Origin of the sequence: Ignisphaera cupida, assembly GCF_030186535.1 — an archaeon.
Taxonomy (GTDB): domain Archaea; phylum Thermoproteota; class Thermoprotei_A; order Sulfolobales; family Ignisphaeraceae; genus Ignisphaera; species Ignisphaera cupida.
In genome coordinates, this window is sequence record NZ_JASNVW010000001.1 from 198,409 (window position 1) to 223,120 (window position 24,712).

At 35.1% G+C, this 24,712-nt stretch carries 25 protein-coding genes and 1 tRNA gene; 11 read left to right on the forward strand and 15 right to left on the reverse strand.

Translation table 11 applies throughout. The annotated features are described in order from the left end of the window. Positions 1-30 precede the first annotated feature (30 nt). Positions 31-954: an AEC family transporter gene (locus QPL79_RS01230; protein WP_285272966.1), complete on the reverse strand. Its 924-nt coding sequence runs from the start codon at positions 952-954 to the stop codon at positions 31-33. A 430-nt stretch (positions 955-1,384) separates the two neighbouring features. Between QPL79_RS01230 and QPL79_RS01235 the strand changes: the two genes are divergently transcribed. Further along, the gene (locus QPL79_RS01235) at positions 1,385-3,205 is read left to right on the forward strand and encodes a hypothetical protein (protein WP_285272967.1); all 1,821 of its coding nucleotides are present in this window, start codon (positions 1,385-1,387) and stop codon (positions 3,203-3,205) included. On the opposite strand, the gene QPL79_RS01240 is transcribed toward QPL79_RS01235, so the two are convergent. The 9 genes from QPL79_RS01240 to QPL79_RS01280 all read right to left on the reverse strand — a co-directional run bounded on the left by QPL79_RS01240 (position 3,176) and on the right by QPL79_RS01280 (position 11,712). Beyond that, positions 3,176-3,787, reverse strand: coding sequence for a V-type ATP synthase subunit D (locus tag QPL79_RS01240; protein WP_285272968.1), 612 nt, complete (start codon positions 3,785-3,787; stop codon positions 3,176-3,178). The genes QPL79_RS01235 and QPL79_RS01240 overlap by 30 nt on opposite strands. Before the next feature lie 22 nt (positions 3,788-3,809). Then, positions 3,810-5,219, reverse strand: coding sequence for a V-type ATP synthase subunit B (locus QPL79_RS01245; RefSeq protein ID WP_285272969.1), 1,410 nt, complete (start codon positions 5,217-5,219; stop codon positions 3,810-3,812). Next, positions 5,219-6,994: a V-type ATP synthase subunit A gene (locus QPL79_RS01250; protein WP_285272970.1), complete on the reverse strand. Its 1,776-nt coding sequence runs from the start codon at positions 6,992-6,994 to the stop codon at positions 5,219-5,221. Before QPL79_RS01250 ends, QPL79_RS01245 begins: the two co-directional genes overlap by 1 nt. 6 nt (positions 6,995-7,000) lie before the next feature. Continuing rightward, positions 7,001-7,345 carry a V-type ATP synthase subunit F gene (locus QPL79_RS01255; RefSeq protein WP_285272971.1) on the reverse strand — a complete coding sequence of 115 codons (345 nt, stop codon included), beginning with the start codon at positions 7,343-7,345 and terminating at the stop codon, positions 7,001-7,003. Beyond that, entirely contained in the window at positions 7,342-8,214 is an 873-nt protein-coding gene (locus QPL79_RS01260) for a hypothetical protein (RefSeq protein ID WP_285272972.1), read from the reverse strand. The genes QPL79_RS01255 and QPL79_RS01260 overlap by 4 nt, the downstream gene beginning before the upstream one ends. Positions 8,215-8,220: 6 nt before the next feature. Further along, positions 8,221-8,814, reverse strand: coding sequence for a V-type ATP synthase subunit E (locus QPL79_RS01265; RefSeq protein ID WP_285272973.1), 594 nt, complete (start codon positions 8,812-8,814; stop codon positions 8,221-8,223). A 7-nt stretch (positions 8,815-8,821) separates the two neighbouring features. Beyond that, positions 8,822-9,304 (reverse strand): ATP synthase subunit C-like protein, encoded by a 483-nt coding sequence (locus QPL79_RS01270; RefSeq protein ID WP_285272974.1) that lies wholly within the window; start codon positions 9,302-9,304, stop codon positions 8,822-8,824. Between the two features lie 71 nt (positions 9,305-9,375). Continuing rightward, on the reverse strand, positions 9,376-11,388 hold the full coding sequence (locus QPL79_RS01275; RefSeq protein WP_285272975.1) for a V-type ATP synthase subunit I: 2,013 nt from the start codon (positions 11,386-11,388) through the stop codon (positions 9,376-9,378). Between the two features lie 9 nt (positions 11,389-11,397). Next, positions 11,398-11,712 carry a hypothetical protein gene (locus QPL79_RS01280; protein WP_285272976.1) on the reverse strand — a complete coding sequence of 105 codons (315 nt, stop codon included), beginning with the start codon at positions 11,710-11,712 and terminating at the stop codon, positions 11,398-11,400. 164 nt (positions 11,713-11,876) lie between these two features. Here QPL79_RS01280 and QPL79_RS01285 point away from each other — a divergent pair, with 164 nt between their 5' ends. Next, positions 11,877-12,626 (forward strand): nucleotidyltransferase family protein, encoded by a 750-nt coding sequence (locus QPL79_RS01285; protein WP_285272977.1) that lies wholly within the window; start codon positions 11,877-11,879, stop codon positions 12,624-12,626. On the opposite strand, the gene QPL79_RS01290 is transcribed toward QPL79_RS01285, so the two are convergent. Beyond that, on the reverse strand, positions 12,615-13,538 hold the full coding sequence (locus QPL79_RS01290) for a radical SAM protein (RefSeq protein ID WP_285272978.1): 924 nt from the start codon (positions 13,536-13,538) through the stop codon (positions 12,615-12,617). The two genes, QPL79_RS01285 and QPL79_RS01290, sit on opposite strands and share 12 nt — an antisense overlap. Continuing rightward, on the reverse strand, positions 13,522-14,235 hold the full coding sequence (locus QPL79_RS01295; RefSeq protein WP_285272979.1) for a nucleotidyltransferase domain-containing protein: 714 nt from the start codon (positions 14,233-14,235) through the stop codon (positions 13,522-13,524). Before QPL79_RS01295 ends, QPL79_RS01290 begins: the two co-directional genes overlap by 17 nt. A gap of 122 nt (positions 14,236-14,357) precedes the next feature. Between QPL79_RS01295 and QPL79_RS01300 the strand changes: the two genes are divergently transcribed. From QPL79_RS01300 to QPL79_RS09255, 9 genes are all read left to right on the forward strand, one after another. Continuing rightward, positions 14,358-15,548, forward strand: coding sequence for a M50 family metallopeptidase (locus tag QPL79_RS01300; RefSeq protein ID WP_285273395.1), 1,191 nt, complete (start codon positions 14,358-14,360; stop codon positions 15,546-15,548). A 2-nt stretch (positions 15,549-15,550) separates the two neighbouring features. Next, positions 15,551-16,000 (forward strand): ribosomal protein S18-alanine N-acetyltransferase, encoded by a 450-nt coding sequence (gene rimI, locus QPL79_RS01305; protein WP_285272980.1) that lies wholly within the window; start codon positions 15,551-15,553, stop codon positions 15,998-16,000. Positions 16,001-16,075: 75 nt separating this feature from the next. Continuing rightward, positions 16,076-17,221, forward strand: coding sequence for an iron-containing alcohol dehydrogenase (locus tag QPL79_RS01310; protein ID WP_285272981.1), 1,146 nt, complete (start codon positions 16,076-16,078; stop codon positions 17,219-17,221). 126 nt (positions 17,222-17,347) lie between these two features. Further along, a complete protein-coding gene (gene amrS, locus QPL79_RS01315) occupies positions 17,348-18,484 on the forward strand; it encodes an AmmeMemoRadiSam system radical SAM enzyme (protein WP_285272982.1) in 1,137 nt (378 codons plus the stop codon). Positions 18,485-18,501: 17 nt separating this feature from the next. Continuing rightward, on the forward strand, positions 18,502-19,269 hold the full coding sequence (locus QPL79_RS01320) for a TatD family hydrolase (RefSeq protein ID WP_285272983.1): 768 nt from the start codon (positions 18,502-18,504) through the stop codon (positions 19,267-19,269). A 117-nt stretch (positions 19,270-19,386) separates the two neighbouring features. Continuing rightward, the gene (locus QPL79_RS01325) at positions 19,387-19,983 is read left to right on the forward strand and encodes an ArsR family transcriptional regulator (RefSeq protein ID WP_285272984.1); all 597 of its coding nucleotides are present in this window, start codon (positions 19,387-19,389) and stop codon (positions 19,981-19,983) included. 27 nt (positions 19,984-20,010) lie between these two features. Then, entirely contained in the window at positions 20,011-20,322 is a 312-nt protein-coding gene (locus tag QPL79_RS01330) for an ASCH domain-containing protein (RefSeq protein WP_285272985.1), read from the forward strand. Between the two features lie 86 nt (positions 20,323-20,408). Next, positions 20,409-20,496 (forward strand) — tRNA-Leu (locus tag QPL79_RS01335). Between the two features lie 48 nt (positions 20,497-20,544). Continuing rightward, on the forward strand, positions 20,545-20,781 hold the full coding sequence (locus tag QPL79_RS09255) for a 4Fe-4S binding protein (RefSeq protein ID WP_350309065.1): 237 nt from the start codon (positions 20,545-20,547) through the stop codon (positions 20,779-20,781). Here the strand turns inward: QPL79_RS09255 and QPL79_RS01340 are convergent. From QPL79_RS01340 to QPL79_RS01350, 3 genes are all read right to left on the reverse strand, one after another. Then, entirely contained in the window at positions 20,776-23,499 is a 2,724-nt protein-coding gene (locus QPL79_RS01340; RefSeq protein WP_285272986.1) for an ATP-dependent helicase, read from the reverse strand. The two genes, QPL79_RS09255 and QPL79_RS01340, sit on opposite strands and share 6 nt — an antisense overlap. A gap of 127 nt (positions 23,500-23,626) precedes the next feature. Then, a complete protein-coding gene (locus tag QPL79_RS01345) occupies positions 23,627-23,872 on the reverse strand; it encodes a hypothetical protein (RefSeq protein ID WP_285272987.1) in 246 nt (81 codons plus the stop codon). Then, the gene (locus QPL79_RS01350; RefSeq protein WP_285272988.1) at positions 23,865-24,602 is read right to left on the reverse strand and encodes a DUF2192 domain-containing protein; all 738 of its coding nucleotides are present in this window, start codon (positions 24,600-24,602) and stop codon (positions 23,865-23,867) included. The genes QPL79_RS01345 and QPL79_RS01350 overlap by 8 nt, the downstream gene beginning before the upstream one ends. Between the last annotated feature and the right edge of the window lie 110 nt (positions 24,603-24,712).

The window sequence follows — 24,712 nt, forward strand, 5'->3', positions numbered from 1 at the left end:
GGTAAGCTACATAACTGTTTATGATGATTCTTATACCAGTCTAGGTAGTATTGTAGCTCCTAAAGCTATTGAAATAGCTATTGAGATTGGTGTTAGCAATACCAAAAGCAGGGCTACTAGTTCATCATCTAAATTAAATATTTTACTTAATATAACATTTGTAACGGCTGGTGGCATTAAGCTTTGGAGTATGATGCCGTGGACATACAAATAATTTTCACTAGCTTTAACTAAAATTGTGTGAACTAGTGAAATTGCGATAAGAGGGGAAATGACGTATTTTATTAAAAACGAAATTAGAATGATTTTAGTGCTTTTCCTAAATGTTTTAACAGTTAGTTTGCCCATGGCCTCTCCTATTAAAATAAATGATAAGTAAAATGATTGTGAAATAACAAAGTCTATTGTTTCAACAATAGCGTTATAGCCAATGTCTAAAAACATTTTTATAGTTAATGCAACAATAAGTGCTGTAAATACTGGTATGGATTTCAAATAAGTTTTCTTATCATAACCTCTCTTCGCTGTTATATATGCTAGAAAAAGTGTTATGATTGGCAACACTATGTTGAATGCGATCATATATGGTATAACATATATGCTATTGCTCCATAGTATTATTGCAAGAGGTATTGCTAAATAGCCTGAGTTTGGCATTGAAAGTGATAAAGATGCTGAAAAAGCCTCAATAAGCTCTGCAACTAGTCTAATCAATGAAAAGGAAATTCCAAATATTAAAAAGATGTGAAGTAAAGAAATAAATATCAATAATGCAAATTGGTAATCTATGTGCATGAAACCTATTTTCATAATTATAGTAATTGGAACAGCTACATAGAAAAGATACTTATTAAGAACATCAATAAATACATTGACAAATTTGCTTCTAATTCTAGATGTGGCGTAACCCAGCAGCATGAATAGAATTATTATCAAAAGCTCAAAAAGACTCATTTTAACCACAACAAACTAGATGTTTTCAATAGTGACAAGAAGTGAAATGGTTAGCTATGTGATGATCTTGCGGCACACTGAATAGTGATGTGAAACACCTAAACTGATTAATAACATAAGTTCTTAGCTTTTCATTAACCCAATTAAATTTAGGATTAATCAGCAGATCAATGGATAAAGGTAAAAACCCTATATTTCTCAACGAAAACACCTGTTGTTTTGCTTTTTATGTAATTCAATTAATTTTAAATGATACCATTGTATATTCATTCCTAGAAGTTGAAGTAGTTACCAATGGAAAAGTTTTTAAGTTTTTATTTTCTGAATATAATATTAAAGTTATTACAACATCTTTAAATTAGTTGATGTTGTGATTAGAGTTAGAAACATTTTTAATAGCATTTGATTAGCTTTTTTATGGCGATAATTGTTGAAAAGCAAATGTGTTGTAGTAGCTTCTATAGCTTCTCGAAAATCTGTAGCAATAGCTAAGTCTATAAAAAGTTTATTGAATGTGAAAGTTGTTGGCATTTCTCACACTTTTCATCCACACATATTTTCACGTGTTTTTGACTACAAATATTTTTATAGGGTTGATAGAAGAGGTGTTGTGTGGCCTTATATAGTTGCTTCAATTGCTTATAAGAATGGCTGTGAAGTTGTTGTACCTGTTGACTATGCTGATTTCACAAGTTTTTCTAAGTATGTTGACATGTTTCGTGAATTGAAAATAGCTGTTGCAGCACCAAGTTATGAAGATATTGTTTTAGCTTCTGATAGAGTTAGAGTTGTTGATAAATTAGCTAGTATTGCTATGTTTCCTAAACAAGTCTTTATAGATAATGGACATAGCTTTGAAAAAGTCTATGAATTACTTCCACCACTTGTTGTAAAAGATCTTGGAGAAGCCTCAAATTCAACATTTCATTTAGACTATGAATCAGCAGCTGAAGAGGTTTTTGAAAGAGCTCCATGTATTGTTCAAGAATATGTTGAAGGTGTTGCAAGAGGGTATTACGCTTTGGCATTCAATGGCGAGCCAATTATTGAATTCACACATCAAAGAGTTGTTGAGTATTTGCCTATTGGGGGTGCAAGTCTATATGCTAAAGGACCTGTTAAAGACCCGTTGCTATATGCTATTGGAAGAAGAATCGTTAGAGCATTGAATTGGAGTGGCATTATAATGATTGAAACGAGATATGTTGATGAGTCTGGAACATACTATGTTATTGAAATAAATCCCAAGTTCTGGGGAAGCATAGATCTATCAGTAACTCTGGGATATCACTTTCCAGCAATACTTGTTTCTGCTTATATCTATGGTGTTGAGAAGGCAAGGGAACTAGCAGGAAGTTTAAAAGTTAGTAGAGGAGAGTTTATATGGGGTTTAGATGGGTTGAGATACTTAGTTAAAATACCTTCAACATGGTTTTACATGGCCAAAAACATCTTTATGAATCCCCTGAACAGCGATACTGATTTTCTGGATCCTGCAAAAAACTTAGTACAGATTTTAAAGGCTATTGAAAGATTTGGTAGAGAGTCTAGCAACTGGAGAGCATATTTAGAAAGTGCTAGGAATGAGTCTAGATATTGGATTAAAAGGTTTATGCAGTTTGTGAATAGTTTTGAAAGAGTTGTTATATTCGATTTGGATTCAACACTAACTTTACTTCCAGTGCAATGGAGAAGTGTTAGAGCAAGGCTTATGAGACTTGGACTAGTAATGGAGTGGGAAACTATAAACAGAGCTATGGTGAGGCTTTGGAGAACAGATATCGAGAAGTTTAAGATGTTATCCAATATCATTGAAGAGGAGGAGCTAAAATCTTTAGAGAAACTTAGCGAGAATAACTTGTATGTTCCAAGAGATCTTTTAGAGAAACTTGCTGAAGAGACAAGGGTATGTGTAGCAACAAAACAAAGTTTCAAAGTCGCAAAATTGGTTGTTAACAAGCTTGGTATTGCAAAATACGTTGATAACATAGTTGGCAGAGATGGTGATGTCGGCCCAGAAAAAATTGCTATGTACCTTAAATGCATAAATGGCTATGAAAACGCAAAAGCAGTTGTAATCGATGATAATATTGAATATGTTGTAAATGCTTATAGAAAAGGCTTTACACCTATGCTAGCCTCCAACAATAAATACAAAATTGCTAGGGTTTATCGACTTGGAATTCCAGCAGGCTCTACAGAAAAGCTTGTTAGTTTTATTTTACATGCTCTCAGCTCTTTGAAGCAATAATGCCTTTACCTTCATACTTCTAACTTTCTCTTCTCGCTCCATTTCATCAAATTTCATCATAAGGTATCTTATTGTGGTTAAGAGTCTTGGGATCAAGACCTTTTCAAGCATTGTAACAATTCTCTTTACTCTAGAAATTTCTATTGCAAGCTCTATCAACTCTTTTTCGTATTCAGCCACAGAAATCAATGTTTCTAAGAACTCTTTGCGTCTCATCTGAATACTGGATACTTCAATTGGTAAAGCTGGTGTGTGTAGTGGTATGGATGAAGCCTCCATTGATGGTGCTACAACACCCATGATGTTTCTAGTAGATGCAACAACCTCTGCCACTTCACCAATAGTTTGAGCACCCTCGTTGAGAGTCTCTAAACCGTGTAGTGCAACAGCATATGCGTAATCATTGTAAATATCATTAAGCATTTCATGGAGTTTGCGTCTAGCATCATAAGCTTTTCTAAAAACTATGTAAAATTCTTGCAAAAGAAATGTTAGCCTATCTCTTAAAATTCTGTGGATTCTTCTACTTAATGCAAGTCTTCTTCTAAGTCTTATAAGCTCTATTTTTGTTGGTCTTGGCAATCTAATTATTTCGCTGCTCAGTCTAGCTCCCTCTATACTTTGGATGATACCTCTTGATAGTTTCTGGTCTTATTTGTCTAAGCTCATCTTCTGGCAGCATTGCAAAAAGCTCCCATGCAATATCAAGTGTTTTCTCTATAGGCCTTCTTTCATACTCTCCTTGGTTAATAAACCTCTTCTCAAACTCATCAGCAAAATCCAGATACTTTCTATCTCTTGGTGTAAGAGATTCTATACCAACAATAGTAACAAGTTCTCTTAAATAAGTTCCCTCAGAATATGCAGCCATTAGCTGTGCAAAAACCTCTCTATGGTCTTCTCTAGTCTTTCCAGGCCCTATACCCTCCTTCATTAATCTAGATAGTGAGAGAAAGACATCAACAGGTGGGTATATACCCTTTCTCCACATATCTCTAGATAAAACAATTTGCCCCTCGGTTATATACCCAGTTAAATCAGGTATTGGATGAGTGATATCGTCATCAGGCATTGTTAGAATGGGCATTATTGTCATGCTACCCTTCTTACTTGCTGTTCTACCAGCTCTTTCATACATTGTAGCCAGATCTGTGTACATATAGCCTGGGTATCCTCTTCTACCAGGAACCTCTTCTCTAGCAGCTGAAATTTCCTTCAATGCCTCACAATAGTTCGTCATATCAGTCAATATTGTCAAAACATGCATATCATATCTCCATGCAAGAAACTCTGCAGCTGTTAAGGCTGTTCTAGGCAGTGCAAGTTTCTCAACAGTTGATGCTGAGGCTGGTGCTATGAAGGCTATCGTCCTGTCTAGTGCACCCATGGACCTTAATTCATTGAGAAAGTACATAGCCTCTTCATGTGTTACTCCAACAGCTCCAAATACAACAGCAAATTTTTCACCACTTCCTCTCACAGCAGCTTGTCTAACTATTTGCATAGCCAATCTATTGTGAGGCAATCCAGAACCAGAAAATATTGGTAGCTTCTGTCCTCTAACAAGAGTTAGCATACCATCTATTACAGAAACACCTGTTTCTATAAACTCCGATGGTGGAACTCTTATAGCTGGATTCAGAGGCTCTCCATGTATATCCAGATAATCTTCAGGAACTATTGAAGGACCACCATCAATTGGTCTGGCAAGGCCATCGAATATTCTTCCAAGCATATCAGAAGACACAGGAATGCTTAGTGTTTCTCCACGAAATCTTATCACAGTTTTTCCTGTAGTAATACCTAATGAGGTGCCAAAAACTTGTATTATTGCAACATCTTTACTAACATCTATAACCTGCCCCAGTCTAGTAGTCCCATCAACATCTATTTCAACAAGTTCCCCGTATCTTATTCCACCCAATGCCTTTACAAATATCAAAGCTCCTCTAGTACCTATAATCTGCTTGCTTGCTTTCGAAGTAAGCTTGGGAATCTCAACGGCTTTAGACATTAGTGCTTCACCAAAGAACCAAATTCTTGATTTAGAGTTTCAAGAAATTGTGGAATAAGCTTCTTCAAATCATCTATGGAATAGAACTTTAGCTGATAAAGCATGTACCTACTCTTAAACTCTCTTATTTTAGAAACGCTAACACCCTTTGAAACAGCTTCTAAAGCTTTTTTGTAAAACTCCATTATAGCCTCCATCATCACAATGCCTTTTTCTGGCGGCGAGTAGGCATCAACAGGATCTAAAGCACTTTGCTGTAGAAAGCCCTCTCTAATAATTCTAGCTATTTCAAGAACAAGCTTATCTTCTTCAGGTAGAGCTTCAGGACCTACAAGCCTAACAATATCGCTTAGCTCAGCTTCTCTTTGAAGAATTCTCAGCATTGTTAATCTATACTTGCTCCACTTACCATCTGTTACCTTATCCCAGTACTCCTTAACAAAATCAACATACATACTATAACTTGTAAGCCAGTTAATTGCAGGGAAATGCCTTCTTGTTGCAAGTCCATAGTCCAATGCGTAAAAGCTTTGAACATATCTAACAGTATTTCTAACAACAGGCTCGCTAAAGTCTCCTCCAGGTGGTGAAACAGCACCAAATATAGTTACACTACCAAATCTCTCTGGTTTTCCAAGAGCCTTAACCTTGCCAGCTCTCTCATAGAATTCTGAAAGCCTGCTTGCTAAATATGCTGGGAACCCCTCTTCACCAGGCATTTCCTCCATTCTACCACTTATCTCTCTCATAGCCTCAGCCCATCTACTAGTAGAATCAGCAACTATTATTACATCATAGCCCATATCCCTAAAGTATTCAGCAATTGTTATACCCAGAAACACACTTGTTTCCCTAGCTGCAACAGGCATATTACTTGTATTTGCTATGAAAACAGACCTCTCCATCATTGGTCTTCCTCTTCTAACATCCATAAGCTTTAGAAAACTTGTTAAGGCATCTGACATTTCATTACCTCTTTCACCACAGCCAACATATATTGCTATATCAGCATGACTCCACTTAGTCAATTCTTGAAGCAAAACAGTTTTACCTGTTCCAAACCCACCTGGAACAGCAGCTTTACCTCCTTTCGCAATTGGAAAAACATGGTCTATAACCCTAATACCTGTAACCAAGGGCTCTACAGGATTTAGCTTCTCTACATAGGGTCTTGGAATTCTAATAGGCCAAATGTGATAAAGTTTGACATTGAATTCTTGTTGACCAGAAGAAACAACTGCTATTGTATCCTCAACAGCATAGTCACCATCATCAGCAATCCATTTAAGCTCGCCTTTAACATTAGGTGGAATCATTATGTAGTGTTTAACAAGTGGAGTCTCATTGACATAGCCTATAATATCTCCTGGATAAACCTTGTCACCAACATTAACACTTCTCTCTTTCACAAAATACCACTTCCTGCTTCTGTCAAGTGATGGAAGCTTAACCCCTCTTCTAATAAATATATCATTTAGTAACCTAGCAATGTCTTTCTCAGGTCTTTGAAGCCCATCATAAATAGATCCTATTAGCCCAGGTCCAAGCTCTGCTGACAAAGGCCTTCCAGTAGCCTCAACCTTTTCACCAACAGTAAGACCTGTTGTCTCCTCATAAACTTGTATATATATCTTCTCTCCCCTAACAGCTATTACCTCTCCAATAAGCCCTTCTTTACCAACATAAACAACTTCATACATCATTGGATTTGGTATATCAGTAGCTACTACAAGAGGACCAGCAATTCTATATATCTTGCCAACTCTTTCACTCATAGATTATCACTCTAAATGAATTTCATAACCTATATATCTTCGAATAAGTTCTCTATAAAAAACTTTTAAAGATTCAAATAAATCTTTTTTATCATCAGGTATAAGCACCACAATTGGATATAGTCTTTGCAAGTTCAAATCTATGAAACTTATTTCAGCTGGTACTAAACTTTTTTGAACTGCTACAATGGCTAAGTCATTGCGTGTAGCAAGCTTGTCTAAAAAATTCTTTGCTTCACCCCAGTTATTCACAGTGTAAACCTCTTTAATGCCTAGCATTCTCATAAGAGGCTCAAACTCTTTTTTAACAATGGCACAAATGCCTTTAACAAATTCTTTTGGCAAACTCATTTAATCACCCAAGACACTGGAAACACATATCTTAAAACACGAATTTCGTAATATCTATTCACTAAATACAGTGTCAAGAGATCTATTACCTGAGGAGAAAATAGCAAGATATCTCTGCATTTGTAATAAACATAGTTAGCTTCATGTAGTGTGGATTTAGATGGTTGAGACCTAAATATGCTAATCATGTGGTTTACAGAACTTTCAAGCATATATGATAACATGCCATCTATTTTCAAGTTAGAAGTTATTTGTTTAAGAAAGTCTTTTAATGAATGTGAAAATGCAATGCCAAGTCTCTCCAAATTGGATGTGTGCTTTGCATAGTTTATAGCAACAAGCAAAGCTATGCATTGAAAAGCCTTGGAAGGATCTTCTTCAAATATTTTTTGTGGTGTGCTCACCTCCAAACTTGTTTTAATGCTTTGAATGAACGATTGCAAAAGACAATCATAGGTTTTCTCTTTTGTACAATGTGAATAAACATTTAGGTACTCAGGGTTGAAAAAAGTTGTTGCTACATTGGGAAACTTATTACTTATAATAGCTTGGTGTATTCTGTCAAGATCATAGAAAGCTAGGAAGAATTTGAAAAAATTTTCATAGGGTTGTGGAAGAAGGTTGTAGATATAGCTTAGCTCATTTTTTGTGAGCTCAACAAGGTTTTTGTCAAGTTCTTCAACAGTTTTTGCAGATAGAAGATTCATGTATTCTGTTCTTGAGTTGTATCTTGTTAACATTGATGGCAAGTCTATGAAACGATTCTCTAGAGCTATTTGTAAAGCCTCCTCAAGTTTCGGGTTCTTATCTAAATAAGTTATTATAACTGATTTTATGCTTTCTCTACTCATTTTATATTGTGTTTTCATCTTTCGTCACATGGTTTTTGATATTTGCGTTATCATAATTCTAAGAACCCTTTCCAATCTTTCATCATAGCTATTATCAATGATTACATCTCCATTCATACACTCAACTATTATACCCCCAACAATATTTGCTTCATAAACACCCTCAACCCTTATTTTATAAAACTCTTCAACATATTTCTTAATCGTATCAGAAAACTCGATATCTCTCGGCGAGACCTTGACTACAATGCTATCAACTTTGCCAATAGTATTGAAAACCTCTTGAATACTTTCATCAATCAACTTTTTAATAGAATCCAATCTCTTATCAGAAGACAAAGCATTTATTTCATTAACAACAAGTTCTCTAATTTCCTTAATAATAGAGCTTTTTGCTTCAGCTAATATAATTCTGGCCTTGTATCTACACTCAGCTACTCTAGCATCTGGATTTAGCCTAGCCAATATCTCTGCTTTTTTCTGTTCAACCAATGCTGATTTTCTCTTCAAAGCCTCTTCAACAATTCTTTTAGCCTCCTCCTCAGCTTTTCTCAAAATTGATTCTGCTTCAGCCTTAGCTTTTTCCAAAACAGCTTTTCTCAAATCCTCAACACTCATACAGTTCCTACCAACTAGCTATAATAGAGGCCATTAATATGCCAAACACCATTCCGAGAATCCCGAAAAGCTCTTCATAAGCAGCCAAAATTATTGTAGGAGCAAATACTGCGCCACGACTCTTTATTAGTTGAGCAGCTCCATCAGCACACACCCTACCCTGCATCCATGCTGAAACAAGCTCTGCAAAACCTACGAAAAGACTCACTCCAAATACTGCACCTGCAATATTTAGTGGTATTGAAGAGTGATATTTGCTATATATGCTTGGCAAAAAGGCACTATACATCATAAGCATGTAGATAAATCCATAAACCATTGTTTGTGTAGCTGGTAGAAATGCCAATGCAAAGACTCTACCCCTTTGCGCAGGGTCCTCAGATATTATTGGAATTCCTGCTGCAACAGCTTTGTATATTCCGACTGTGGAGCCTATAGATGCTAATGCTTCTGCAAGTCCAGGCCCTATATATGCTAATACCTCGCTCATTTCATACCCCAAAAGCTTAAGCAAGGTTGAGGTTAAAAGCTTATAAACAAATGATAATGTGGAAATAGCTATTAAGAAGTCATTCTTACTCCAAGTGATATTGAACCTAGTGAGACTTTTATCGGTGTTATTCTTCTTCCACTTCCCTCATAGAATTTCGAAGCCATTTCATATGTTATTAGCCTTAGAGAGTGTATATATGGTCCTAAAACAGATGCGGCAAGTGAGAATGTATGCAACATTAGTGCTGTTGCAATACCTGCAACAATACCCACAGCTATGTTTATTGCTGCAAATGATTGCATTGCTGAGTATACAAATCCATTGAATATTTCTGTGAGTAAAGCAGATCCTGCTCCTATTCCAGCAATTCTAACAAATGACATGTTATCTGCTAAAATACCTATAACATCAAATATCCAAAACAGTGCACCTGCAGGTCCAGAGGTTTTGATCTTGCAAAATATGTATACTACTAGTGTTGCATAGATTATGTACTCTATTATGTTTACTGGCATCACCCTTCCCAACTTAAATACATCAATATTTATTCCAGTAAACGAAAGCTTGTATGTTATGAATGGAGGGCCAAATACTATCATAATAACCATGCATGCTTCCAATATTGCTGTCCATAGATCATGTGTTTTTATAGCAGCTTTTGCAAAACCAGTTAAGTGTGCTACTAGTATAGAGATGTAGCCTACTAATAGTGCAAGTTTTATTGCTGATTTCATATATTCTACTGTTGCTGCAAGGTCTAAGAGTCTTGGTGGTGGTGATGGCAAGACAGATGGTATGAACATAGATATGTATTGACCTATTAAAGAGCCTAGGAAGCTTCCAGACAAAACCCCTGTAACTACAGCGCAAAAAGCTGTTGCATAAACTATTTTTCGAAGCTTTTGCAGTGTTTCAAGGTTTTGAACAAAATATGGCAAAACATATTTAGAGCCTATTAACAGGCCTATTGCATAGCCAATGTCTGGAAACATGAGGGCAAAGAAGATGGCGTAGAAGTATGTGAGTAGTGGTGTTGGGTCCCATTCTCTTGGCGATGGATGGCCATTAAGCTCTGTAAACATTTCAAATGGCTTAAACGGTTTTAGATTGTTGAATTCTACTGGAGGCTCAGGATCTTCTTCAAAAACTATTTGTAGCGGAATATTGCCCAGCTCTCTATATAGAGAATCTTTCTTCGATTTCAAAACCCAGCCACTTAGAAGTGATAAATGCTTTGACTCTAAAGCAACTTTAAGAAGCTCGGTCTTGCTATATTCAACATCCACAAGTATTTTTAGTAATGCAATATCATATGCATTATTCTTCACAATATCATTGATTCTATTTTCAATATTACTTAACTCAACCTTTAGTTTTTCTACATCAGCTTTTATCATATTAGAAAGCGTTGATAACGATACATATCCATATGTTTTTGATATCTCAATCTCCCTAAGATTTCTTTGTTCAACTTCCTTAAGAACCTCATCTGCAATGCTTTTCTCAAAAGCAATAGTGGCAAAGGCATTTTGCTCATCTATTGAAAGCTCGCCTAAAACATACATTGCTTTACCTTTTAATGCTTCAATACTGCCTCTAAGCCCAAAAAACGTTTTAACAACAATTAATGCCCCATCATAGTCTAAAATGCTTGAATCAGTGTTGTGATGAATAGAATTCATATGATCTACATATTTTTGCAATGCGCTAAGCTCATTAACCTTTTTATGATATTCATTCCTCTTTTTATCAAGCTCCATAAGAAGATTTAGTACGTTGCTTAACTTATTGTATAGACTTTCCAGTGTTTGCCTAGTGTTTGCCGGAATTTCTCTAACCTCTATTGTCAATGGCTCTTCTATATATGAATTAATTGAATCAAAAAGTTTCTTGCATTTCTCAACCAAGTTTATATACTCTTCAACTTCTTTCTTCTTAGCCTCCTCCTCAAGATGTATTGGCTCAAAAACTCCCAGTTTCACCATCTTCTCCAAAACAGTATCAGCATAATCCCGAGGCGCAATCACATAGGTTTTTAGCGCCACATCAGGATTGCTAACTATGATTTGCTTTATACTCAAGGTATCAACCTATTCAATACTTGTTCCAATAACCATTGAGACTAATTTTCTCACTATCTCATTTACAACCCTCCTATACTTTTCAATAACTTCATTAGCTTCTCTCTTGGCATTTTCTATTACGCTAAAGCACTCTCTCTCAATACTTCTTTCCACATCCTTTGCAAAACTTTCTAACTCTTTAACATAGCTTTCATCATTTAGAATTTCACTAGCTTTTTTCTTAGAATCTTCAATTATCTTCAACGCTTTTTCTTCAGCTTCCTTAATAATCTTCTCAGCTTCAGTCTCTAACTCTTTTACAACACTACTTACACTACTCAAAGAAAATCACCGTTACTATATCATTAAACATAAGCTATGTTGCAGCTATAAAAGTTTTTACACAGAGCTTAAAATTGTAATCACGGTTAAGAATTTCATCTAAGCCTTATATATACAGTCATAACAATTAGTATACACTAAATGTTGTGAGCTTTGTGATATACATGTACTCAAATAAATTAGAAAATGTTGTTGCATCTATTCTGGCTGGCGGTGAGGGAACTAGGTTCAAGCCATATACAGAGATTATTCCAAAGCCTATGATTCCTATTGGATGTGAGGAAAAGCCCCTTCTCGAGCACATAGTTTGTTGGCTTAAAAAATTTGGTGTAACAAAATTTGTTTTTCTTGTTGGGTATAGGTGGAGACAGATCAGAAACTATTTTGGTGATGGCTCTCGATATGGTGTTTCAATAAGCTATAGCCTAGATGATGAAGAGTATCACAATACTGGTGGAGCTCTTCTAAAAGCATTTAAAAGCAATTTGTTTGAGAATAACACAATAATTGTTTGGTATGGAGATATAATTGCACCTATAAATGTAAGCAATTTAATTATGTTTCACAGAAACGGAAAAGCTGATGCAACAGTAGTCTTAGCTGATAAATATCAGGTTCCTGTTGGTGTAGCAAAAATTGATAACTTAAATAATGTTGTTGAACTTGTTGAGAAACCTTGGCTAAATTTCTATGTTTCAATAGGAGTTTTAGTTATGGAGCCTTACATACTAAAGAACGTTGAGAACTACCTAGGCAAATCATTTGATATAATGAGTGATTTAGTGCCATGGCTAATTAGAAAAGGGTTTAGTGTAAAAGCCTATATATACAATGACTTTTGGTATGATGTTGGAAGTCTTGAGAGATATGTTAAACTAGATTACAATGTGATAAAGAAGTTTTTATGCGAATAAGCTTTTTCTTATTATTGGTGCACATAAACTTAGTCTTGGCTCCATCTCCACACCTTCTCTAATAATCATGCCATCCTCTGTAACTTCGTCTCCCACATTCATACATGTTCTAGCTTTTCTAATGGTTCTTGCTCTTTGCTGTACAAAATCCTTGAATTGTACTGTGCAAAAATGAATTGATGTGTTAATTCCATGTTGTTGTGCTCTAATCAAAATATTCTTGGCTGTTTCTGCACTTCCAACAACTGATCTTCCATTTTCTCTTATTTTAAATCCTCTAAACAAAACTCTCTCTACATTAGTTTCGCTTACCTCCATCTCATTTAGATTAACAAATTTGACACCAATACTATTTGCTTTCAAAATAGTTTCCCAGACATTATCTTCCTCCCCAGGTATAACCGGAATTTCTATACCAACATCCATTGATGTTTCTTTCACAGAGTATTCAACTAGTTTCCAAACAGATTCACTTACTATGTGAAACCTTATTTCATCAAGACCAATTTTATCAAGATATTTTATGGCGTTTCTTGTTGCTCCAAAACCCGAAGTATACAGGTGTATGTGGAATTTTTGTCCAAACGCATCTTTAAGAAGATGAATAATGTTAACAACAAGATCGTATCTCTGCATAGGCTCTCCACCTGTTATTGAAGCTCCCTCAGCTCTTACTATTGATGCTTCATCCAATATTGTTGTTGCATTATCCACCTTCTCTTCATCAACATAGAATGCTCCAAACAACCTTCTTTCTCTGCTTATAGGACAATAATAACAGTCAATGCCACACACACCTGTAACAAATATAACAATTTTAGAGCCTTTCATGCAAAGTTTGCATCCATTTGGAAGCTCCTTATACCAATAACCAATAACCTCGTTTCCTATAATGCTATGTGCAAAGCCCATACTGTTTCAGCCTTTCTCTAAAGAATTGATTCTTATTACACAAAAACTTTATATAGCTTTCAACATCTGTGTTAAGAGGAATTTCATAATCTATGAAAAGCCCGCTATGACCTTCCCTAGCTCTTCTTGTCAAAGTCTCTACCCTATCTAAAACAACATTTATGGATATGCCAAGTCTTTTAGCAACATATCCCTCGTTTCCAATAACAGGAATTTCTAGATGCCCTTCTTCAATAGGTTCTATAAGCAGAAGATTCTTATTCACACCGGCAATTCTAGTATTATTTAAAAGATCTTTGTATTCAAGCATTCCACTAAATTTATAAAACTCTACCTCCAAAGGCTTTAAACTAACAATTGGATTAGAAATAACAAGCTCTTCAAATGGATCAAGATAAATATATAGCTTGGGTGTGTGAATTGGCGTTGGCATAACAATTTTTCTGCTATGTATACTGTACCCCCGTTTCTCAAGACAAAGCTCTAATAGGCTTGGAGAATATGGATTAAGCAATGCAATGTCAATATCGCTATCCTCATCAACATCACCTCTAGCAACACTTCCATGAACAACAACATCTATAATTCTACACGATGAAAGATCTTCGATAATTCTAATTGCTTTCAATCTTTTCTTTTTTAAAATACCCCACCTCCTCTCATCATAAACAACTTTTTTAGCGTAGCCACTAAACATGTTAACAGCCATTCGATCATTGTAGTTAATGGTATAAACAAGTTAATTAGCATTTAAAAACACTGTATACAAATAGAATTAAATTGCATTAATAGCGTTTTTGGTGCTAGCCATTGGACATAATGCTATATGTTATGCTCATGTGGATAGCTGTTTTCGCAGCTTTACCTTTAATTTTTGGGGATAGGGAAATAAGGTTTGGAACTATAAAAATTAAGCTTGTCATTGGGGGGTTTCTACTCTATTTAGGAAAAGAGATAAAAACAAGAAAAGCTGTAACTACAAAAAAATCTGTAAAGCTTGTAGTACTGTTCTCAATGTTTATTGGTATAGTTCTTTTTTACATATTCTTTGTACCACTTCTCATAAACATGGTTAAAGGATTCTTCATGTTCTTAACAGGTGTTTCCCATGCTCCTCCACAGCCTGTTGCAGTTCCAGTTCCAATATTATTTACATTTACATCTATAATAAAATATCTGATAGTGTCTATAGCCATTGGCGCAACACTTCACGAGCTTGCACATGCTGTTACAGCTTTGAGAGAAGGCGTTAATGTGAGGAATTGGGGAATTGGAGTAGCATTTTTGATACCCCTAGCTTTTGTTGAATTAGATGATGACTTGTTTAAAAATGCAAAGCCTTTATCAAGAGCATTAATAGCCTCTTCAGGTCCTTTAGCAAATGCATTAATAGCTTTAGCAGCAATTGCCATAGCTACTTTAATTCCATATATGGGCTTTTCACTTTCTCAAGCAATAGTTGTTGCAAATGTTGATTGTAGCATATGTAGTAATGTGGAGTGTCCTGCAGCAAGAATTGGTTTGAGAGAAGGTGATATAATATATGCAATTAACGGTGTTGTAATTAGAAGTGGCAATGATATTGCTAATATATTAAAGAATTTAAGTATAGGTAGCAATGTCACATTTACTATTTGCAGAAATGGTCTATGCAAAAACATTACAACAATTATTGACTCCTACAACAAAAAACTTGGTAACAATATTCCATGTATTGGCGTTTCAATGGAAAACACGGTGATTGTGTTAAGAAATGGTATTCCATATAACAATCCCATGATAATTGAGGTAATAAACTATATAAACTTCATATTTGCTGTAAACCTCAGCCTCTACATATTCAATGCCATACCACTTTTTGTTACAGATGGCACAGTTTTTCTATCATCGATTATACCATCTTCAGCTAAACTAAGATTTATAATTGATAAGAAGCTTCTTGATATTGTAAATGTTGTGCTAATCGCTGTTGCAGCTGGTATATCAACCTATGTCCTGCTAAGTGGTTAGTAATGATAGTAATTAGAAAAGCTGATGGAAATGACATTAAAAGTGTTTATGAATTAGAGAAAAAATGTTTCAAAGATCCCTATCCAGAAATTGTTTTGAGAATGTTGTATGAGCTTTATCCTGAGCTTTTTCTTGTGGCTGAGGATAGTGAGACTAAGGCTATCATAGGATATGTCTCTGGCATGATAAGAGTTGATGGGTTTGGGCACATAGTTTCTATATGCGTAGATCAGAATTATAGGAGAAGGGGTATAGGGAAAAGACTTATGGAGGCAATTGAGAATGTTATGCATAAAATATTTAGTGTGTGTATGTTTAGATTAGAGGTTAGAGTAAGCAATATACCAGCTATAAAACTTTATGAGTCTCTTGGATATAGAGTAGAGGCTATTCTGAAAAATTATTATCTCGACGGAGAAGATGGGTATTTAATGACGAAAAAACTTTGCTAAAACAGCATTGTTGTTATTTTCGAAAAATTTAAATTTCCAAGTTTAGACTCTGAAAATTACCACATGTGATGGCTTATGGTATTTACACTTAGATATGCTTCAACAACTCTATACTTTGGCGTTAATGCATTAGAAAATGCAAAAGAGTATATATCAAATCATGAAAAAGTTGTTATAGCAACTGGAAAGACATCTGCAAGAGTCTCTGGAGCGCTAGCAGATGTTGAAAAAATTTTGAAGGGGTATGGAATAAGCTATGTTATTTACGATAACATATCACCCAATCCATGGGCTAGTCAAGTCGAGAACTTGGCAAAAACAATTTGGGGTGAAGGAGCAGACCTGGTTATTGCTATTGGTGGTGGAAGCCCTATTGATACTGCAAAAATGGCTGCTATTATTGCTTTGAGTGGTGGAAGTGTTAAAGATTATGTGAAGAACCTTAGAAAACCAAAGAGAAGCGTTCCTCTAATAGCAATTAATTTAACTCATGGTACTGGAACAGAAATTGATAGATATGCTGTTGTTACACTTGATGACACGTTGGAGAAGCATGGTTTAAGCCCTAAGTATCCAGAGATTTCAATTGATGATCCTAGATACACACTCACTTTAGATAAAAGACAGACTATGTATGTATCTTTTGATGCGTTTTATCATGTTTACGAATCTGCAACATCTAAAGTTAGAAGCCTCTTTATAGAGTCTCTAGCAAGAGAAGCAACACGAATAATTTCAGAAGCTCTTCCAAAAGTTGTTAACGACTTGAAGAATCTTGATCTGAGAGAAAAGCTGTTATATGCATCAATGATAGCTGGAATAGCTATAGACTCTGGATCAACACATATAATACATGCAATAGAGCATGCACTTAGTGGCTTACAGCCAAAGCTGGCACATGGATGTGGCTTAGCATTGCTAGGTCCTCGATCAGCTTTCTACATACATAAGGCAGTTCCTGAATACTCAGCTGCAATACTAAAGATATTGGATCCAACAATAAAGCCTATATCTGAAGATGCTGAAAAGGCTCAGAAAGCTGTTGAGAAGTTCCAGCAAGAAGTTGGATTCACTGAGAAATTAAGTGATTATGGATTTTCTGAAAAGGATATCAATAAAATAATTGAGTATGTGCTAACAAGACTTAGCTACATGCACACAAACTCTCCATTTCCATTAACTAGTGAAATCATAAGAGATATTGTTGCGCATGCTCTATAAATTGAATTGAACCATAAACAGAACATTAAGTAAAAACATTAAATGAATCTATTTTTTAATTTAATATGGACTAGTCAAGTATATTAATTCTGCTATACAAACTTAATTACATAGTAGTGTTTATACATGCCTAAAGAAGCAATGCTTTACAAAGTTATTGATAATACGAAGAAAATCGTTGAATGCACAGCTTGCCCAAGAAGATGTAAGTTAAGCGATGGTCAATATGGTTTTTGTGGAATTAGATGGAATTTTGATGGAAAGCTTTATTTGGTTTCTCATGGTCTTGCCATAGCAGTTGCTATTGACCCCATAGAGAAAAAGCCTCTTTATCACTTCAACCCAGGCTCCATGGTTTTTTCACTATCTACAACAGGATGTAGCTGGGCCTGTGTTTTCTGCCAGAATTGGGATATTAGTCAGAGAAGAATTATAGCTGGGTGGAAGCTTCCACCGGAACTTGCTGTTGAGCTTGCTTCTAGCTATGGTGCTCAAGGAATTACCTATACATATAATGAGCCAGTTGTCTTTATAGAATATGCTTATGATATAGGGATGTTAGCTAAGAAACAAGGCTTGTTTAATACCATGGTAACAAATGGGTACATGACTGATGAGACTATTGACCTGGTTTCTAAATTTATTGATGCAGCAACAGTTGATTTAAAGGGTAATGGCGATAAAGATTTTGCTAGAAAATTTAGTCTTGTTCCTGACATAGAACCTGTTTTTAATGCTATGGTTGAGCTAAAGAGGAAGGGGGTATTCATAGAAGTTACAGATCTTGTAGTGCCTAGGTATGGTGATGACCTTGAAAAAGCAAGGAAAATGGTTAGATGGATTGTTGAAAATCTTGGACCTGAGACTCCTGTACATTTCCTCAGATTTCATCCAGACTACAAGCTTTTAGATTTGCCATCAACACCTGTAGCAACACTTGAAAAACATGCTCAAATAGCTATGGAGGAAGGCTTAAAATATGTTTATTTAGGCAATGTGCCTGGGCATAAACTTGAAAATACCTATTGTCCAAATTGTGGAAGGGTCTTAATAAGAAGAATAGGATTCGATATTCTAGAGGTAAACCTAACAGCTGACATGAGATGTAGATTTTGTGGATATAAAATAAACATTGCTGGCAAGATTCACCCAACTTACAAGCTAGATAGATTTGTGTATGTACCACTCGATGCCTTCACACAGTTTATACATGTAAAACAAGATCAAATTAGAGAATTTGTATTAGAATCATCCTCTAAATAGTGTAAAGGTTACAAATAATGGCTCAATGTCTTCAATACAACTTCTCTACAACACCTTACATCGATTCTCACATACATCTATATGAATATGGTGAGGAGGCTGAAAAACTTTGTAAAGAAATTCACTATATATTTCTAGCTGTTTCAGATGATATTCAAAGCAGTTTAAAGACTATTGAAATAGCTAAGAAATGTTCTAATGTTGTTCCCTCTATAGGTTTTCATCCATGGAATGTAAAAGAGCCTAATATTGACTTTAAGCAGTTTGAAAACATTATAAAAACATATAATGTTAAATTCCTTGGTGAGGTTGGTTTAGATAAAAAATTCGTTTCTGAAACATTTAATGTGCAACTTCATTTATTTGAAAATCTGGTTGCAATGGCTAAAGATTATGAACTGGGTTTATCGGTTCATGCACCAAATGCATGGAGAGAAGCATTGGAGGTTTTGAGGAGAAGTGGTGTAAAAATAGCTATATTTCATTGGTATACAGGACCTGCTGAATTGCTAAGAGAAATTGTTAATGAAGGATTTTATATAGGAATAAATGTTGCGGCTAAGATTCAGAAGAAACATTTAGAAATAATTAAAATTGCTCCATTAGAAAGTATTGTGACAGAATCAGATGGTCCATATAACTATAGGGGGTTGGTACTGGGTCCTGCAATGTTACCTGAACTAATTGCTTTAATTGCAAAAATTAAGAATGTTGATGAAAAAACTGTTAGAGAAGCTATATGGAGAAATTTCTATATTATTTTGAAAAATGTTGGAATATGTTGATGTATAGCTCTTAATGTTTACTAGGCCAATTAAGTTTTTTATATAGCAACTCACTATTATAATGTGTATGAGAGGTGGCTGAATATAAAGTCTGTTCAAATTCATGCTCAAAGAATAATGGCTCTTACATTACCTCCTAACTATCCTGAAATAGATGTTGTTAGATTGATAAATTATAGAACATTTGAGAATTGTATAAAAAATGAGGTTAGATGTGCAATGGTCTCTCTAATGGCGCGAGGCATTACCACAGCAGCTGAAATAGCTTCTGCGCTTGGCATTTCTCGAACAGCGATATACAGACATCTCAATGCTCTTAGAAAAAGTGGAATAGTTGCGTATAGAGATGGTAAGTTCTATGTGGCTGCAAGACTATTCCTAGTATATGATGTTGATATTGATGAAAAAGGCTCTATAAAAATAACTGTGTACCCTAATAAAGGTGGTTTCATTGATGAGGCAATAGGGTTTGCATTTGTAAAAGGAGAGTATTGTAGATGCGATGTTTGTGTAGTAAGAGACAAGTGTTTAAATGCTGTAAAGAATCTTGCTAAAAAACTTGATGTAAAGATAAGATCAGAAAATCCACTTGATGGATTTAGAGAAATTGTTGAAGAAATTACTAAAAAGGATTTGATAAAATTGCTGAAAGATGGCTATCTCATAGCAAAACTATCTGAAGAGATAATTGAGGAGGAGCCAGAGGCAGAATAATTTTTGCATAAAGTTATGTGAGTAAAGATGAAAAAACTTGTTTTTAAACTGGATTATGCTGGAAAAATTTTGTCAGGAGAAAAGAGAACAACAATAAGGCTTTCAACAGAATTGAAAGAAAATGAAATTGTAGAGGTATATGTTGGTCACGTAAGAGTAGGTAGAGCGCTAATTAAGAAAGTTCAGAAGAAAAAGTTAAGCGAGTTATCAGATGAAGAGATAAAAGCTGATGGATTTAATTCACGTGAAGAATTGCTAAAAGCCTTGGCAAAGATATATGGTAATAAAAGAGTTTATTCAGATCCATTCATTTATTTAATAGAGTTTCAATTAATATAACACAGTCTAGAATTGATTGATAGCTTATTAGCAATACACAATAAAAATTATTAACCTCAAACCAATTTTAATTTACTAAGATTTGTGCGGGGGTGCCCGAGCCAGGTCAAAGGGGTCGGGCTTAGGCCCCGATGGCGTAGGCCTGCGTGGGTTCAAATCCCACCCCCCGCACCATTTTTTGAAATAAAGGTTTTTGCAATGCACTTAATATTTTATATCAAAATGGGATTGAAATGTAAACCTGTAATAGATTATACTCTTTGCAATGGCTGTATGGCATGCGTTTCGCTATGTCCATACAAAGCTTTTTTCAGTGATGTTGACGCACATGCGAAAATAGATTATAGCAAGTGTAAAATGTGTGGTGTATGCATAATCCTATGTCCATATGGTGCTATAGATTGTCAGTGGGTGCCGACATCATCACAATGTCAGAGCGGACTGAAACAGTCATCATGAGTTAGCAACTATTTGCATCTCTTGTTTCTGTGTGTTGAGATTTCTTAAATCTTGTTTAGAGCTTTTCTCCAATACTTTTTTCACCATGTCTTGAAGTCTTGCTATAAGCTTTCTCTTATCTTCCATCAAGACAATATCGCTATAGCCGTAAGCAACAATGTTATGAGCAAATGGGCTTGGGGCAAAAGGGCTTTCAATAACTCTTATTGCTATATCCCCAGATTCAATTTTTTCTAGAACTTCCCTAGCATTTTGCAAATCCATAAAATCTTCCAAAATCTCTCTATAGGTTTCTTCAACAATTGGGAATTTCTCATACTTTTCAACAGCTTGAATAATCTTTTCTGCATTTATTTGTCTTCTAGCAATTGATACATCAACACCCTTGTAGCGTCTTAATAACATAAATGCTCTTTCAGCACAATGCCTAAACCTTTTCTTGAATAGCTCTGTTTTCCTAATGGCTTTTCTAGCAATTTCCTCAACATTTTTGCTTGTAACACTCTTAATAACATTGTTAATTTGCTGAATATTAACATGTCCTGGTACTGTTAGCATGAACCCATTGTCTGTAACCGATATCTTGACACTTTCCTTCAAAATATTTGCAAGTGCATATGCATATGCTCTTGAAAGCACATCATTTACTCTTCGGCCAAATAAGCTATGAAATATTATGTTTGAAGCACCTCTTTCTTTGTCAGGCCATATTTCAACAAGTATGAGCTTATCTGATGGTATTAAATCATTTGTAAACAGTAGTTGTTGATAAATATATTCATAAATGTATTCAGCTGCATGAAACTCGATGTTATATTCTTTAACAAGCCAGTCTATAACAGCATCTCTAGGCATGGACTTAATCATTTCAGCTATAGTTCTTCTAAATCTTCCAACCTCCACTGCTGAATCATAGGATAGTGGAAGCATTTCAGAAAACCAAGAAGGTACAGTAGGTCTTTCACCTTCTGCCGGCTCAACAACTATGTGCGTAGGATGCATTGCTAAAACTCTATATGTTTTGCCTCCCAAAACAAAGATATCTCCTGGGCCCAGTATTTCAGCAAATCCCTCTTCCAAATCACCAATATATCTTTTTTTGTTATCAATAACACAAAAAACTCCTATCTTTGCCTCATCAGGAATGGCACCAACGTTAAGCTGGTATATCATTCTTGCTCCTCTTCTTCTTTCAATGGTTTCAGAATTCTCATTAAACCTTATTTTAGCATATACATTGTAATCTTCTAAACCAGGGTATTTGCCAGCAAGATAGTTCACCACAGTTACTAATTCATCTTTTCGAATATCATGGTATGTATAACTTCGCTTTATAATGGTTAAAATCTCGTCAATTGTTCTGGGTTTTTCAAGCGACATTCCAACTATGTGCTGTGCTAAAATGTCAAGAGGCTTTTTAGGTATTTTGACTCTGTCTATCTTCCTCTGAAGAGCAAGTTTTGCTAAAACTGTGCATTCAACAAGATCATCTCTGTCAACAACTATGAGAACACCTTTACTAACTTCATAAGCATTGTGTCCAGCTCTACCAACTCTTTGTAAAAGCCTTGTTACACTTTTTGGACTACTAAGCAAAACAACGAGATCTATATAACCAATGTCTATGCCTAGCTCAAGACTTGTTGATGACACAACAACTCTTAGAAGACCCTTCTTAAGCTTATCCTCAACATCAAGTCTTACATCTCTGCTTAAGCTACTATGGTGAGCCTCAATTTCATCAGCATCGATAATACCATTTGAACTAAGGCTCTTCTTAAGTTTGTAAACAACTCTTTCTGTTGCACTTCTAGTATTTGTAAAAACAAGTGATGTTCTATGCTGTAATACGAGTTTTGTAAGTTCCTCATATATAGCCTCATTCAATACATTAGCAGGAGTATAGACAAGGTCTAAACGTGGAGTCACAACCCTTATATCTATTGGCTTAGAGAATCTCGCATCTACTATTACAATAGGTCTTGGACTTCCATCACTTTTAAAGCCTGCTAAAAACCTTGCAACTTCCTCTAAAGGAGATATTGTAGCACTCAGACCTATCCTCTGAAAATCATCACCAACAAGATCAACTAATCTCTCAAGTGATAAAACAAGATGCGATCCTCTTTTACTCGACGCAATTTCATGAACCTCATCAACAATAACCCACTTGGTTGTAGCAAGTCTTTCTCTAAATCTTGGAGCATTGAGTGCTAAAGCTAAGCTTTCAGGAGTTGTAATCAATATGTGTGGAGGAGTTTTTAGCATTCTAGACTTCTCATTTGGTAATGTATCACTAGTTCTAACAGCAACTCTTATATCAACATCAACCCCCAGCTCATTTTTAACATATTCTCTAATCTCAGTCAATGGCTGTATAAGATTCTTCTGCATATCATTATTCAATGCACGAAGAGGTGAGACATAAACAGCATATATCTGATCCTTCAACTCATTGTTTAAAGCAAGTCTATACAAATCATCTATAATTGGCATAAACACAGCAAGTGTTTTCCCTGTTCCAGTAGGGCTTGATATCAAAACATTGTAACCAGCTTTGATGTAGGGAATAGCCATTTTTTGAGGTGGTGTTAAAGAACCATATCTATTTTTGAACCAGTTCACAATTGGTTTAAGAAGAAAACTAACGACATATTCGCTATCGAATTCATGAGCATAAGCAAGGCCATCATCTGAAAAAACAACCTTTAAACTCAAATCATTAGCACCTTAAATCAATATTGCTCTAGTATTACTCTCGTTAGAATAGGCTATAGCTATTTAAAGGGCTTATTAAGTATGAGATTCGTGAAACTTCATTAAAAAGACTCATACATATTCATGTTCATATATCTATTTTTGACAAAGCATCTCTTATGTTTTTAGGTAGCGACATGTAGTCTATTTCCTCAGCATCTCTCTCCTGATATTCCCATTCTTTCTGCGTTCCATCAGGCAATGTATAAACATGTTTTGTTACAAGCACTGGTACTGCATAGAGTTTACCATCTTGTGATCTGCAAAGCTCTACAACTATTCGCTTCTCTCCTTTCTTCACAATGTATTTCTTCTCAATATTCACTCTATACATTGTTATCACTTTTTTGCTTCTTTTTGCTACTCAAAGACTTAATGCTTTTGACAATATTTTCAGGTAGGGTAAAAAAGTGTTTACTAACTTCAACTATGTAGCTTAGTGATGGTGTTGCCTTGGGTATACCAATGTTGAGAGCTATAACATTCTTTGTCATGTTAATATCCATAAGACTTTTTACTTGACCAGAAGCAATTCTAGCCCCCACCTCATATGCTATAACAAATTTTGTAAATCTTCTAACAGTATCTTGGAACATGTCATAGAAATTGTAAAGCTTTTTCAAAATAGTTACAAGATCCTCGAATTTTATAAAACCGAAGTAATATAGTGTAAAAGCAAATCTAAGAAATCTTGCAATAAATGAATCATTTAGTTGCGTACACAAATCATCTACTTCTTTACAGAAATCTTCTCTTGTTGATACCTTGCTCAAAACATTCAAAACTTTTTCGAATAGCATCTCCGTGGAGAATACTGTTTTTAGAATTTCCTCACTAATGTCTCTATCTATTCCAAGACCCCATTTACCAATTATGTATAGAGATGCCATTTCCTTATCGTATAAATCTGGAGGGTTGCTAGAACCTCTTATAGGCTCTATGCTCATTGAATTATAGGTATCTTTAAGTATCTCCACAACCTCTTCTCTATTTTTTATAGGTTTTGACACTAAAATACTCCAAACAGTTGTTAAAGCCTCTATTCTTCTCCTTTTTAAATTCAATTTCAGCACCTTACTAGCGAATTGTTTAAAAAATTTCCACAGATTCTCACATTTATTAATGGTGACTAGGTATATATACCTTCTTATATTACAATCCAGGGTATTAGATG